Source organism: Neobacillus nitrireducens, assembly GCF_030915405.1.
Lineage (GTDB): Bacteria > Bacillota > Bacilli > Bacillales > Cytobacillaceae > Neobacillus.
In genome coordinates, this window is sequence record NZ_CP133262.1 from 4,245,001 (window position 1) to 4,258,231 (window position 13,231).

The window sequence follows — 13,231 nt, forward strand, 5'->3', positions numbered from 1 at the left end:
GAACACGGAAGTTAAGCTTCTCAGCGCCGATGGTAGTTGGGACACGCGTCCCTGTGAGAGTAGGACGTTGCCAGGCTGTAAATATGGAGGATTAGCTCAGCTGGGAGAGCATCTGCCTTACAAGCAGAGGGTCGGCGGTTCGAGCCCGTCATCCTCCACCATATTTATTTTATATTTTCCAAACTATTTGCCGGGGTAGCTCAATTGGTAGAGCAACTGACTTGTAATCAGTAGGTTGGGGGTTCAAGTCCTCTCGCCGGCACCTTGTACGAGCCATTAGCTCAGTTGGTAGAGCATCTGACTTTTAATCAGAGGGTCGAAGGTTCGAGTCCTTCATGGCTCACCAAAGTTTTTTGCGCTAGCAAAATAACTTTCAATATTGCGGGTGTGGCGGAATTGGCAGACGCACCAGACTTAGGATCTGGCGCCGCAAGGCGTGGGGGTTCGACTCCCTTCACCCGCACCAAAGTTTTTTACAATAGTAAAATAACTCACTATATATGCGGAAGTAGTTCAGTGGTAGAACATCACCTTGCCAAGGTGGGGGTCGCGGGTTCGAATCCCGTCTTCCGCTCCAACTATTCTAAGCCGGGGTGGCGGAACTGGCAGACGCACAGGACTTAAAATCCTGCGGTAGGTGACTACCGTACCGGTTCGATTCCGGTCCTCGGCACCATCTTTACAAATTAAATTCATATGCGCCCTTAGCTCAGCTGGATAGAGTGTTTGACTACGAATCAAAAGGTCGGGAGTTCGAATCTCTCAGGGCGCATTTTCGGGAAGTAGCTCAGCTTGGTAGAGCACTTGGTTTGGGACCAAGGGGTCGCAGGTTCGAATCCTGTCTTCCCGACCATATTCTTTACTAATAACTTTTATGGGGCCTTAGCTCAGCTGGGAGAGCGCCTGCTTTGCACGCAGGAGGTCAGCGGTTCGATCCCGCTAGGCTCCACCATAGTTTTTTGCGCTAGCAAAATAACTTTCAATTGAATTATCTATTTGGCGGTGTAGCTCAGCTGGCTAGAGCGTACGGTTCATACCCGTAAGGTCGGGGGTTCGATCCCCTCCGCCGCTACCAAATATTTATTTTTTTAACTTGGACCTTTAGCTCAGCTGGTTAGAGCAGACGGCTCATAACCGTCCGGTCGTAGGTTCGAGTCCTACAAGGTCCACCATTAGCTTTATACTTACACGGAGGAATACCCAAGTTTGGCTGAAGGGATCGGTCTTGAAAACCGACAGGCGGGTAACACCGCGCGGGGGTTCGAATCCCTCTTCCTCCTCCATTTTATTTTAATAATTACTATTGTCGCGGGGTGGAGCAGTCTGGTAGCTCGTCGGGCTCATAACCCGAAGGTCGCAGGTTCAAATCCTGTCCCCGCAATTGGTCTGGTAGTTCAGTTGGTTAGAATGCCTGCCTGTCACGCAGGAGGTCGCGGGTTCGAGTCCCGTCCAGACCGCCATTTGTTGGCTCAGTAGCTCAGTCGGTAGAGCAAAGGACTGAAAATCCTTGTGTCGGCGGTTCGATTCCGTCCTGAGCCACCATTTTAATTAAATAGACTTTTATTATGGCGATTGTGGCGAAGTGGTTAACGCACCTGATTGTGGTTCAGGCATTCGTGGGTTCGATTCCCATCAGTCGCCCCATAATTACTTTTCTTTTGCGGGTGTAGTTTAGTGGTAAAACCTCAGCCTTCCAAGCTGATGATGAGAGTTCGATTCTCTTCACCCGCTCCAATTTATGGGCCTATAGCTCAGCTGGTTAGAGCGCACGCCTGATAAGCGTGAGGTCGATGGTTCGAGTCCATTTAGGCCCACCATAAAATTATTCACAGCAGCAACTTTAATTGTTCCGCAGTAGCTCAGTGGTAGAGCTATCGGCTGTTAACCGATCGGTCGTAGGTTCGAGTCCTACCTGCGGAGCCAAACGGGGAAGTACTCAAGTGGCTGAAGAGGCGCCCCTGCTAAGGGTGTAGGTCGGGTAACCGGCGCGAGGGTTCAAATCCCTCCTTCTCCGCCATATTTAAGGCCCCTTGGTCAAGCGGTTAAGACACCTCCCTTTCACGGAGGTAACACGGGTTCGAGTCCCGTAGGGGTCATACAAAAAAACTGATAACATACTGTTATCAGTTTTTTTGTGTTTACATCTAATTTAGGTAGTATTCTCCGCTTATCCCGTTCATTTCATATCTGGTCTAATCCCAATTACAAAATTTAAACGGGACAAGATTCGGTAATAATTATTATATCGATATAATAATTATTACCATCTTCTCCTTAGTGAAAACGTTGATAACGCTTACATTTGCATTGATTTATCCTAATTTCGAACTATCTAATATTTAAAATCAAATAACTTTCTTTGGACGAAAATCATAAAAATATTAAGAAATTTTTAAATAATTTTGACGATTACTGATAGAAAATTTGATGAATGCTGTCGAAACCTGTCAAAACAAGAGTGGAAATGTCGATACACACAACTTATTGTCAGAAAAGATAAAAAAGTTTTATGAGGAATATTGATTATTAACAATTATAATTGGTTTTTGAAATACATATTTTCATTGGGGATGAGGAGAGCCATGACAGTGAATACGTTTTTTCCGACGGACTATCAGTTACATTTATTTCACGAAGGAAATTACTTCCAAAGTCATCAGCTTTTTGGCGCTCATATCTTTAATAATTCCGATCAGGTTTATACACGATTTTGCGTATGGGCCCCTAATGCAAAGCAGGTTAGGCTTGCGGGGGATTTTAATAACTGGAATGGTGAAGGGTATGAATTGCAGAAAGTTAATGATGAAGGAGTATGGATTCTAATAATTAATAAAGATCTAACAGGTAAGCTTTATAAGTATGAGATTTTTACACAATCAGGTGAGAGGTTGCTAAAATCAGATCCATTCGCTTTTTATTCTGAAATAAGACCTAATACAGCATCTATTGTTTATTCATTAAAAAAATTCGATTGGCAAGACAATCAGTGGATGAATCGAAGAGGAAAAAAGACCTTGCTGTCAGAGCCGGTAGTCATATATGAAGTGCATTTGGGATCTTGGAAAAAGAAAGAAGATGGCGAGTATCTAACCTATAAAGAACTGGCATCTGAACTTATTCCATACGTTCTTGAGCACGGATTTACTCATATAGAGTTATTACCGATTGTCGAACATCCGCTTGATGCCTCGTGGGGCTATCAAGGTACGGGTTACTTTTCTGTTACCTCAAGGTACGGGACACCCGATGAATTTAAAGAATTTGTTGATCAGTTTCATCAACATGGTATTGGGGTCATTCTTGATTGGGTCCCCGGTCATTTTTGTAAGGATGCACACGGTCTTTACCGTTTTGATGGGACTCATATTTATTCTTACAGCACAGTTAGTGACAGAGAAAATGCCGTTTGGGGAACTGCGAACTTTGACCTCGGGAAAGGTGAGGTCCAGAGCTTTCTAATTTCAAATGCTCAGTTTTGGATTGACTATTTCCATATTGACGGTTTTCGAATGGACGCTGTTGCAAATATCATTTACTGGCCAAATGGTTCCCATGAGAAGCGTGAAAATCCATTTGGAATTGATTTTTTGAAAAAACTTAACCAACATATTCATGAATATGATCCGCACTTTTTAATGATTGGTGAGGATTCTACAGAATTCCCAAATGTCACAACACCCGTTCCAAATGGTGGGCTTGGTTTTGATTATAAATGGAATATGGGCTGGATGAATGACATGCTTGAATATATGGAAACTCCCCCTTACTCCCGTTCTAATGTCCATTCAAATGTAACTTTTTCATTTTTATATGCCTTTTTAGAAAACTTTATGCTGCCATTTTCCCATGATGAAGTGGTCCATGGAAAAAAATCATTGCTTGATAAAATGCCGGGAGATTATTGGGAGAAATTTGCGCAGCTTAGGCTTTTGTTGGGGTATATGTTTGCCCACCCGGGAAAAAAACTCTTATTTATGGGGTTTGAACTTGGTCAGTTTGCTGAATGGAAGGATAAAGAACAGCTTGATTGGAACTTAATGGACTATGAGATGCACCAAAAGCTAAATGCCTATGTCAAGTTATTAACTAAAGTCTATAAGCGGTCTAAGGCACTCTATGAACTCGATCACCTGCAGGACGGATTCGAATGGATAGATGCTAATAATAGTCACCAATCGATTTTTTCTTTTCTGCGAAAAGGGAAGAAGACAGAAGAATTATTAGTAGTTATTTGCAATTTTACGGGTGTCAACTATCCTGTCTACAGAATTGGTGTTCCTAAATTAGGTGAATATCGCGAAATCTTCAATAGTGATCAGATAGAATACGGTGGTACTGGATTGGTGAATAAAAAGACTGTGTTAGCAGAAGATGAACCATTCCATGGTCAGCCATATTCATTAAATCTAACAATTCCCCCGTTTGGATTTCAAATTATCCGACCGGTTAAAAAGAGAAAGGAGCGAAAAGGTAATGGCAAAGAAGAAGTGCGTAGCCATGTTATTAGCAGGAGGAAAAGGTAGTAGGCTTAATTCGCTGACAAAGGATTTAGCGAAACCGGCCGTTCCTTTCGGAGGTAAATATCGAATAATTGATTTTGCATTAAGCAATTGCGCCAATTCAGGCATTGATACGGTTGGGGTCTTAACCCAATACCAGCCTTTGTTATTAAATTCCTATATTGGGATTGGCAGTGCATGGGATCTTGATCGTAAGGATGGCGGGGTGACCGTTTTACCGCCCTATGCGGAATCTTCCGAGGTGAAATGGTATACAGGCACGGCCAGTGCGATTTATCAGAACCTTAATTACTTGAAACAATACCAGCCAGAATATGTGCTAATTCTATCAGGTGACCATATTTACAAAATGAATTACGAGAGTATGCTTGAGTACCATATTGAAAAAAGGGCTGATGTTACCATTTCCTTAATAGAGGTTCCTTGGGACGAAGCGAGCCGTTTTGGAATTATGGATACAGACGAGGAACTAAGAATAGTTGACTTTGATGAAAAGCCAGCGAATCCGAAGAATAACCTGGCCTCGATGGGCATTTATATTTTTAACTGGAATATACTAAAAGAATACCTTGAAATGGATGACCGTGTTCCTGAATCGAGTCATGATTTTGGTAAGGATGTCATTCCGATGATGTTAGAAGAAAATAAAAAGTTATTTGCCTATCCATTTAAAGGCTATTGGAAGGATGTCGGTACGGTTCAAAGCCTTTGGGAAGCTAACATGGATTTACTAAGAGAAGAGTGTGATTTAGATTTGTTTGATCACGGATGGAGGATCTATTCCGTGAACCCGAACCAGCCGCCTCAATATATTTCTCCAGCTGCGGTAGTTAAAGAGTCACTTATTAATGAGGGATGTACGATAGAAGGAGACATAGAAAAATCTGTTCTTTTTCAAGGGGTTACGGTTGGTAAAGGATCCACTATTTTAGAATCTGTCGTTATGCCGGATGCAATTATTGGCAATAATTGCTTGATTGAAAGGGCCATTGTACCTTCTGAAGTGAAGGTGCCTGACGGGACCGTAATCCGTTCGTTCGATGATGAGATTATTCTTGTTACTAATGAAATGTTAAGCGGGCTTTACCCTGCTTTTTAATATAATATTGGAGGGACTTGGATTGAAGAAAGAGCTATTAGGGGTCATTGATGCCACCACATACCATGAAGATTTAGAAGATTTATTAGCACATCGTGCACTTGCAGCCCTGCCTTTTGCTGGCCGGTATCGTATTATAGATTTTGTATTATCAAACATGGTGAATTCCGGAATTCGAAGTGTGGCAATTTTTCCGAAGATGCAGTACCGGTCACTAATGGATCATCTAGGTTCCGGGAAAAATTGGGATTTGAATCGTAAACGAGATGGCCTATTCTTTTTCCCATCTCCCATCATTGATTTTGATGGAAATAAAATTGGATCGTTTGAAAACTTTGCCGCAAATTTAGACTTCTTTTATCGCAGCACACAAGAGTATTCTCTTATATCCAATTGCTATACGGTTTCTAATATGAACTTTAGTCCAATTTTAGATTGGCATAGCAATTCGAGATGTGACATCACCGAAATCCATCAAAAGGATGGAGGTTCAATGGAGATGTACTTAATCAAAACATCCTTACTCATTAAACTGATTGAAACACGGAATGAAACAGGGTATACCTGTATGAAGGATGTTGTTAATGATATTCAAAGTCTTTACACGATTTGTAATTATGAATATGACGGTTATGCCGTGATGATAGATTCAATCGAAAACTATTTTTCTACTAGTATGAATTTACTGCAGTCGGATGTCTGGAAAAAATTATTTATCAAAGAACAACCGATTTTTACTAAAGTAAAAGATGAGCCGCCAACCAAATATATTAAAGGGTCTGTTGTAAAAAATGCTATGATTGCCAACGGTTGTTTAATAAGCGGTTCCGTAGAAAATAGTATTATATCCCGAGGTGTGAAGATTGGAAAAGGGGCAGTTATTAAGAACTGTATCATCATGCAGAAGTGTGTGATTGAAGATAATTGTATTTTAGATTCCGTTATTTTAGATAAAGATGTGAAAGTTGAAGCAGGAACTCAATTAACTGGAACAGCGGGGTCACCATTCGTAGTACGTAAAGGGACACAACAAGGAGCGTTGATGAACTCGTGAAAGTATTATTTGCCGTATCGGAATGTGGACCATTTGCAAAATCGGGAGGACTTGCCGATGTTGCCGGTTCCCTTCCAAAAGAATTAAAAAGTTTAGGTACTGAAATCAGAGTCATTCTACCTAAATACGGAACGATTTCAGAAGAATTTAAGCAAGAGATGAAAAAAGTTAAAGAATTCACTGTTTCAGTTGGTTGGAGAAATCAGTATTGCGGAATTGAAGAACTCACACATCAAGGAGTTACATATTATTTCGTCGATAATGAATATTACTTCAAACGTGAAAATTTATATGGCTATTTTGATGATGGGGAAAGATTTGCCTATTTTAATAGAGCTGTCTTAGAAACGCTTACCCAACTAGATTTTTTTCCGGATGTAATACATTGCCATGATTGGCATACGGCAATGATTCCTTATCTATTAAGAACTGAATATAATCAGAGAAAAGGATACGGACAAATACGGACTGTGTTTACAATCCATAATCTTCAATTCCAAGGAATCTTCCCTAAAGAGATCTTAGGAGATTTGTTAGGGATGGATTACAAATCCTTTCACTCCGGTCACTTAGAGTTTTTCGGGAATATCAATTATATGAAGGGTGCTCTTGTAGCTGCAGATAAAATTACAACAGTAAGCCCGACCTATAAAGAAGAAATTCAAACACCGGTATTTGGTGAAAAATTAGACGGACTCCTGAGGGAAAGAAAAGATGACCTTATTGGTATTTTAAATGGGATAGATGAAGATTTCTATAATCCTGCTTCCGACCCCTTAATATACCAAACCTATTCAGCGGCTAATCATCTAAATAAGGCGATTAACAAAACTGAGATTCAAAAATACTTTGGATTACCCCAATCCACGCGTACCCCTTTATTAGTCATGATTACAAGGCTGACTAGGCAAAAAGGACTTGATCTAGTTAAATGTGTCCTTCGTGAAATATTACAGGAGGACCTACAGGTAATCATCCTCGGAACAGGTGATTATGAATACGAGGAACATTTAAGACAGGCAGCACGAATCTATCCTGAAAAATTAAGAGTATTTACTGGTTTTAATGAAGGTCTTGCCCATAAACTTTATGCTGGGGCGGATTTGTTTTTAATGCCATCCCAATTCGAGCCCTGTGGGTTGGGCCAGTTAATCGCCATGAAATATGGTGCCATCCCGATTGTTAGGGAAACGGGTGGTTTAAATGATACCATCATTCCGTGGAACGAATTTACTGGAAAAGGAAATGGATTCTCCTTCTCCCATTTTAATGCCCATGATATGCTCTATACCATCAGAAGAGCTATTGGCGTGTATCATGATTCAAAATCGTGGAAATCTATTGTAAAGCAAGCAATGGAAATGGATTATAGCTGGGCACAATCAGCCTATAGCTATAACCAATTATATGCAGAGATCGTTGCAAGGAGTGAAACACATGTTTTCTAATACGGTCGAGTTTAAGGAAACCTTTCTAAAAAGGATTGAGATGGTATGTGGAAAGAGTTTCTCGGAAAGCTCAGCCAGGGACCACTATCAAACTCTTGGAACAATGGTTAGCGAATTTGTTAGTAAGGATTGGATTGCTACTAACGAGCGACATCTCGCCGCTAAAGGGAAGCAGGTTTATTACCTGTCAATTGAATATCTATTGGGGAAATTACTAAGACAAAACTTAATCAACCTTGGAGTGGAAGAGACGGTACAAGCCGGTCTGAAGGATTTAGGAATAGATTTAGGAGAATTAGAGGAGTTTGAGGCTGATGCAGGATTAGGAAATGGTGGCTTAGGCAGATTAGCTGCCTGTTTCCTAGACTCACTAGCTTCCCTTAATCTGCCAGGATATGGTCATGGCATCCGTTACAAGCATGGACTATTCGAACAAAAAATTGTCGATGGCTATCAAGTGGAATTACCGGAACAATGGTTGAAAAACGGAAACGTTTGGGAAATCCGCAAAGCCGATGGTTCTATTAAAATCCCCTTTTGGGGGAAGGTAGAGTCGAAGACGGAAAATGGCCGCTTAGTATTTAATCATTTAAATGCTGAAACAGTTACGGCCGTGCCACACGATATGCCAGTTATTGGCTATCAGTCTAAAACCATCAATACATTAAGACTCTGGAATGCAGAGCCTTCCCAATTTCCTTTGCATGTTGATATCTTAAAATATAAACGGGAAACGGAAATGATTTCTGAGTTCTTATATCCTGATGATACCCATGATGAAGGAAAGATTCTAAGATTGAAACAGCAATACTTTTTGGTATCCGCTAGTATACAATCTATTTTGAAAACCTATCGAAAACAACACAGTAGCTTGAATCAATTGCATGAACACATCTGTATTCACATCAATGATACGCATCCAGTGTTAGCTATCCCAGAGTTAATGAGAATCCTGCTTGATGATGAAGGCTTTGATTGGGAACAGGCATGGCACATTACAAAACATACTATTTCTTACACAAATCACACAACCTTGTCTGAAGCATTAGAGAAGTGGCCGATACATATTTTCCAACCGTTACTTCCAAGGATTTATATGATAGTAGAAGAAATCAATGAACGATTCTGCCATGAGCTATGGGAACAAACTCCTGGGGATTGGGAGCGGATAAAAGGACTAGCCATCATTGCAGACAATTTTGTAAAAATGGCTCATTTAGCAATTGTCGGAAGTTTTAGTGTCAATGGTGTGGCGAAATTGCACACAGAAATTTTAAAGAAACGAGAGATGAATCAATTTTATCAACTGTTTCCTGAGAAATTTAACAATAAAACAAACGGAATTGCCTACCGCCGCTGGCTGTTAAAAGCGAACCCAAAACTATCTTCTTTGATTACTGAGTCGATTGGGTCGGCCTGGACTCATAAGGCTACCGAGCTTTCTCAATTACTTACTTATCAAAATGACTCTTTATTCTTAGAACAGTTATTGAAGATTAAAAATGAAAATAAACAAACACTTGCGAATATTATTTTTGATAAGACAGGAACTGCTGTTGATCACAGTTCAATCTTTGATGTACAAGTAAAGCGTCTGCATGCGTATAAGCGGCAACTTTTAAATGTTTTACATATTATGCATCTTTACAATCGAATCAAAGCGGATGCTAATTACCCCGTTGTTCCTAGAGTCTTTATTTTTGGCGCGAAGGCATCGCCAGGCTATTATTATGCAAAAAAAATCATCAAATTAATAAATACGGTTGCCGAAAAGGTTAATAATGACCCAGTAATCGGCGATAAAATGAAAGTCATTTTTCTTGAAAATTATCGTGTTTCTCTTGCGGAAAAGATCTTTCCCGCTGCGGATGTAAGTGAACAAATCTCCACAGCAAGTAAGGAAGCTTCAGGAACAGGTAATATGAAATTTATGATTAATGGGGCTTTGACGGTTGGGACTTTGGATGGAGCGAATATTGAAATTCGTGAATTAGTCGGTGATTCCAATATTTTTACGTTTGGACTAACTGCAGAAGAAGTTCTTCACTACTATCAGCACGGTGGCTATCAATCCGATGAATATTACCATCATGATTATCGGATTCGTCAGGCAGTGGACCAGCTTGTAGATGGCTTTTTCCCTGGTGTCTATAACGAATTTGAACCAATATTCGATTCGCTCCTTCAGGAGAATGATCAATATTTTGTCTTAAAGGATTTTGCTTCTTATGCAGACACGCAACATTCCATTGGAGAGGCATTTACTGACCGAAATCGTTGGCAGCAAATGAGTCTTAATAATATCGCCCAGGCCGGCTACTTTTCAAGTGATCGTACGATTCAGGAATATGCTGACGATATTTGGAAAATAAAACCTATAAAATAAAAAGCTTCTGCAATCGCAGAAGCTTTTTTTATAGATAGTGCCCAATGAAGATACCAATTGCTAATAGAAAACCAAAGATAGTATTTGTTTGTGCGGTTGCCTTCATGGCTGGTGCCATTTTAATTGGAATCGTGTTTTCAATAAAGCCTTTAGTTGCCTTCATTGCCTTTGGAGCGCTAAGAATCACAAGTGCGGTCCAAACTGGTAAAACACCACTAATAATGAGTCCCAAAACCCAAAGAAATGAAAAAGTGAACATCCCTGTTAATAAGTAAATGGCCCCTTTTTTGCCTAATAGAATGGCCACTGTTTTACGGCCGTTTTCTTTGTCTCCATCCAAATCACGAATATTATTCGATAGCATGATCATACCAACTAAAATCATACTTGGAACGGAAACAAGAATGCTTGTGCTGCTGACAGTTCCTGTTTGAATAAAGAAGGCGATTAAAATAATCAACATTCCCATAAAGAAACCTGAAAGTATTTCACCAAATGGTGTATAGGCGATTGGGAAAGGACCTCCAGTATAAAAATATCCTACAGCCATACAAATTAAACCGACAACGGCTAACCACCAGCTGCTATTTGCGCAAATATAAATCCCTAATAGGAGGGCAATACCATAAAAGCCAAATGCAAGGTTTAGAACTGTTTTTGGTTTGATTCCGTCACGAACAATCGTCCCGCCAATCCCAACCGATTGAGCCGTATCCAGACCGCGCTTGAAATCGAAATATTCATTAAACATATTGGTTGCCGCTTGAATCAATAAACTCGCAATAAGCATGGCAAAAAATAGACCAAAGTGAATCTTCCCATTCTTAAGGGCTAGTGCCGTTCCAAGCAAAACTGGCACGAATGCCGCTGTTAATGTATGTGGGCGGGTCATTTGCCACCAAACTTGAAAGCCTCGGTTTGATTCAACGACAGGTTTCGAGTTATGCTGTATATTTGGTTGCATATTATCTCTCCCTTGTTATTTTTTCTATATATATAGGTCTAGAATCGACTATTTAATGGGCTTTGCCCAAAACTAAGTGTATGAAATTCAAGGATTAGTGTCAATTAATTTTTCTTATCAAATCTAGAAGATTATACCTGTTTGACTATTATTCGAAGGTTGGAGGGAAAATAAAAATAATGAAATTTACTGAGAAGGTCATTTTTATCAATAAGGTGAAAACTTGATATATAATAGGTAATGGAGCAGGTTTGCTAGTGACAACTATAATTGACTTCTTTACAATAGGAGTTGTATGTTAAATTTAGCATGAATATGAATGGATAACAGTCATTTCGGCTGTTTTGGAGGGATTTGTTTGGTTACCATTCAAGAATTAGAAATTATGGAACGAGGTCTTTTGGCAGTTAACCGTGCGAAAGAACTGGGCCGGCCCATATTGATTAGTGAAGTTCATAAAATGGACACGATTAACCCACTATCATTTTTTAATATTGGAAAAGAACATTATTGCGGGGAAAGATTCTTCTGGAAGGACCCAACGGATGAGACCTTTCTTATTGGACTTGGGATTGCTAAACAAATTCAGACGGATCAGGCTTCTGACCGCTTTTTTCATGTTGAAAAGGAGTGGGAGAAATTTTTAGAGGACTGCCTCATTTTTAATCCATATACAGAAATTGCTGTGGGGCCTGTCATGTTCGGAGGGTTTTCTTTCGACCCACACAAGGAAAAAACTGACCTCTGGTCTAAGTACGCTGATTCATTGTTCCATACACCAAAATATTTATTGAGTATCATACGCGGTCAAACCTTTTTAACCACGAATATTGTTTGTACTCCACAGGAGGATCCTTTTTTATTTAAAAAAATAAGCGAAGAGAGAAATCAGCTATTAACTTCTCTCCAACATAAGGAACGGATAAATACGGCAGCCCTTCTAGAAACGAGAGAGATTAAACCTGAGCAGTGGAAAAAAACTGTTGATGGGGTTGTGAAGGAACTAACAGAAGGTCCACTCAAAAAGGTCGTCCTAGCCCGGGAACTGAGGCTTGTTTTTAACGATCAGGTTGAGGCAGAGGCTGTATTGAATAATTTATTTAATCAACAGCACGAAAGCTTTATTTTTGCCTTTGAATCGAATGGCGATTGCTTTATTGGGGCATCTCCGGAGCGACTGGTCAAAAAACAAGCAAATGAAGTATATTCTACCTGCCTTGCCGGTTCTATTCCACGGGGGAAAACAGAAAAAGAAGACCAGCAACTAGGTCAATTGTTATTAAATGATCAAAAGAATCTAATTGAACATGGTTTCGTTGTTGAAATGATCAAGGAAGCGCTTGAAGAATCATGTGAAGAAATTATCCTCCCTGATAAGCCGCAGCTTATGAAGATAAGGGATATTCAGCATTTATATACCCCTGTTATCGGTAAATGCCATAAGGATGCTTCCTTGCTGTTATTAGTCGAACGGCTACACCCAACACCAGCACTTGGCGGACTTCCTAAGGATGAAGCGGTTGTGAAAATTAGACAAGTAGAAGAACTTGATCGTGGTTTCTATGCTGCCCCACTAGGTTGGGTGGACTACAGAAAAAATGGCGAATTTGCAGTTTCCATTCGCTCTGGTTTGATTCAGGGGAACGAAGTATCCTTGTTTGCAGGCTGTGGAGTAGTTGCCGATTCTGACCCGGAAAGTGAATACTTGGAGACGAGTTTGAAATTTAAACCCATGCTCCGAGCCCTTGGAGGAAACTGAT

At 40.2% G+C, this 13,231-nt stretch carries 7 protein-coding genes, 21 tRNA genes and 1 rRNA gene (1 of these 29 cut by a window edge); 28 read left to right on the forward strand and 1 reads right to left on the reverse strand.

The window, feature by feature from the left end:
• The 27 genes from rrf to RCG22_RS20655 all read left to right on the forward strand — a co-directional run.
• Positions 1 to 76 (forward strand): 5S ribosomal RNA (gene rrf / locus RCG22_RS20525); it begins 41 nt to the left of the window's first position.
• A gap of 9 nt (positions 77 to 85) precedes the next feature.
• Positions 86 to 161 (forward strand) — tRNA-Val (locus RCG22_RS20530).
• Positions 162 to 189: 28 nt separating this feature from the next.
• A tRNA-Thr gene (locus RCG22_RS20535) sits at positions 190 to 262 on the forward strand.
• Positions 263 to 270: 8 nt separating this feature from the next.
• Positions 271 to 346, forward strand: a tRNA-Lys gene (locus tag RCG22_RS20540).
• A gap of 35 nt (positions 347 to 381) precedes the next feature.
• Positions 382 to 466, forward strand: a tRNA-Leu gene (locus RCG22_RS20545).
• A 36-nt stretch (positions 467 to 502) separates the two neighbouring features.
• Positions 503 to 577 (forward strand) — tRNA-Gly (locus RCG22_RS20550).
• A gap of 10 nt (positions 578 to 587) precedes the next feature.
• Positions 588 to 676 (forward strand) — tRNA-Leu (locus RCG22_RS20555).
• A 22-nt stretch (positions 677 to 698) separates the two neighbouring features.
• Positions 699 to 772: transfer RNA gene (locus RCG22_RS20560), tRNA-Arg, on the forward strand.
• Positions 773 to 776: 4 nt separating this feature from the next.
• A tRNA-Pro gene (locus tag RCG22_RS20565) sits at positions 777 to 853 on the forward strand.
• Positions 854 to 876: 23 nt separating this feature from the next.
• Positions 877 to 952, forward strand: a tRNA-Ala gene (locus RCG22_RS20570).
• A 46-nt stretch (positions 953 to 998) separates the two neighbouring features.
• Positions 999 to 1,075 (forward strand) — tRNA-Met (locus RCG22_RS20575).
• A 20-nt stretch (positions 1,076 to 1,095) separates the two neighbouring features.
• A tRNA-Ile gene (locus RCG22_RS20580) sits at positions 1,096 to 1,172 on the forward strand.
• 18 nt (positions 1,173 to 1,190) lie between these two features.
• Positions 1,191 to 1,283 (forward strand) — tRNA-Ser (locus tag RCG22_RS20585).
• A gap of 24 nt (positions 1,284 to 1,307) precedes the next feature.
• A tRNA-Met gene (locus RCG22_RS20590) sits at positions 1,308 to 1,381 on the forward strand.
• 2 nt (positions 1,382 to 1,383) lie between these two features.
• Positions 1,384 to 1,460, forward strand: a tRNA-Asp gene (locus tag RCG22_RS20595).
• A 6-nt stretch (positions 1,461 to 1,466) separates the two neighbouring features.
• Positions 1,467 to 1,542: transfer RNA gene (locus RCG22_RS20600), tRNA-Phe, on the forward strand.
• 26 nt (positions 1,543 to 1,568) lie between these two features.
• Positions 1,569 to 1,644, forward strand: a tRNA-His gene (locus RCG22_RS20605).
• Positions 1,645 to 1,660: 16 nt separating this feature from the next.
• Positions 1,661 to 1,734, forward strand: a tRNA-Gly gene (locus tag RCG22_RS20610).
• A 6-nt stretch (positions 1,735 to 1,740) separates the two neighbouring features.
• Positions 1,741 to 1,817: transfer RNA gene (locus tag RCG22_RS20615), tRNA-Ile, on the forward strand.
• Positions 1,818 to 1,848: 31 nt separating this feature from the next.
• Positions 1,849 to 1,923 (forward strand) — tRNA-Asn (locus RCG22_RS20620).
• 3 nt (positions 1,924 to 1,926) lie between these two features.
• Positions 1,927 to 2,017 (forward strand) — tRNA-Ser (locus RCG22_RS20625).
• A gap of 7 nt (positions 2,018 to 2,024) precedes the next feature.
• Positions 2,025 to 2,096: transfer RNA gene (locus tag RCG22_RS20630), tRNA-Glu, on the forward strand.
• A gap of 486 nt (positions 2,097 to 2,582) precedes the next feature.
• The gene (gene glgB, locus RCG22_RS20635; protein ID WP_308104487.1) at positions 2,583 to 4,523 is read left to right on the forward strand and encodes a 1,4-alpha-glucan branching protein GlgB; all 1,941 of its coding nucleotides are present in this window, start codon (positions 2,583 to 2,585) and stop codon (positions 4,521 to 4,523) included.
• Complete coding sequence (locus tag RCG22_RS20640) at positions 4,474 to 5,619, forward strand: glucose-1-phosphate adenylyltransferase (protein ID WP_098260169.1); 1,146 nt, start codon at positions 4,474 to 4,476, stop codon at positions 5,617 to 5,619. The genes glgB and RCG22_RS20640 overlap by 50 nt, the downstream gene beginning before the upstream one ends.
• Positions 5,620 to 5,641: 22 nt before the next feature.
• The gene (locus tag RCG22_RS20645; protein WP_308104488.1) at positions 5,642 to 6,673 is read left to right on the forward strand and encodes a GlgC family sugar phosphate nucleotidyltransferase; all 1,032 of its coding nucleotides are present in this window, start codon (positions 5,642 to 5,644) and stop codon (positions 6,671 to 6,673) included.
• Positions 6,670 to 8,121 (forward strand): glycogen synthase GlgA, encoded by a 1,452-nt coding sequence (gene glgA, locus RCG22_RS20650; RefSeq protein WP_308104489.1) that lies wholly within the window; start codon positions 6,670 to 6,672, stop codon positions 8,119 to 8,121. The genes RCG22_RS20645 and glgA overlap by 4 nt, the downstream gene beginning before the upstream one ends.
• Entirely contained in the window at positions 8,111 to 10,507 is a 2,397-nt protein-coding gene (locus RCG22_RS20655) for a glycogen/starch/alpha-glucan phosphorylase (RefSeq protein ID WP_308104490.1), read from the forward strand. The genes glgA and RCG22_RS20655 overlap by 11 nt, the downstream gene beginning before the upstream one ends.
• A 28-nt stretch (positions 10,508 to 10,535) precedes the next feature.
• Here the strand turns inward: RCG22_RS20655 and RCG22_RS20660 are convergent, their stop codons facing one another.
• The gene (locus RCG22_RS20660) at positions 10,536 to 11,471 is read right to left on the reverse strand and encodes a 1,4-dihydroxy-2-naphthoate polyprenyltransferase (RefSeq protein ID WP_308104491.1); all 936 of its coding nucleotides are present in this window, start codon (positions 11,469 to 11,471) and stop codon (positions 10,536 to 10,538) included.
• 358 nt (positions 11,472 to 11,829) lie between these two features.
• Here RCG22_RS20660 and RCG22_RS20665 point away from each other — a divergent pair, with 358 nt between their 5' ends.
• Positions 11,830 to 13,230: an isochorismate synthase gene (locus RCG22_RS20665; RefSeq protein WP_308104492.1), complete on the forward strand. Its 1,401-nt coding sequence runs from the start codon at positions 11,830 to 11,832 to the stop codon at positions 13,228 to 13,230.
• Position 13,231 lies beyond the last annotated feature (1 nt).

Coding starts and splice junctions, on each gene's coding strand:
- glgB (WP_308104487.1), top strand. CDS start 2,583: ATGACAGTGAATACGTTTTTTCCGACGGACTATCAGTTACATTTATTT.
- RCG22_RS20640 (WP_098260169.1), top strand. CDS start 4,474: ATGGCAAAGAAGAAGTGCGTAGCCATGTTATTAGCAGGAGGAAAAGGT.
- RCG22_RS20655 (WP_308104490.1), top strand. CDS start 8,111: ATGTTTTCTAATACGGTCGAGTTTAAGGAAACCTTTCTAAAAAGGATT.
- RCG22_RS20660 (WP_308104491.1), bottom strand. CDS start 11,471: ATGCAACCAAATATACAGCATAACTCGAAACCTGTCGTTGAATCAAAC.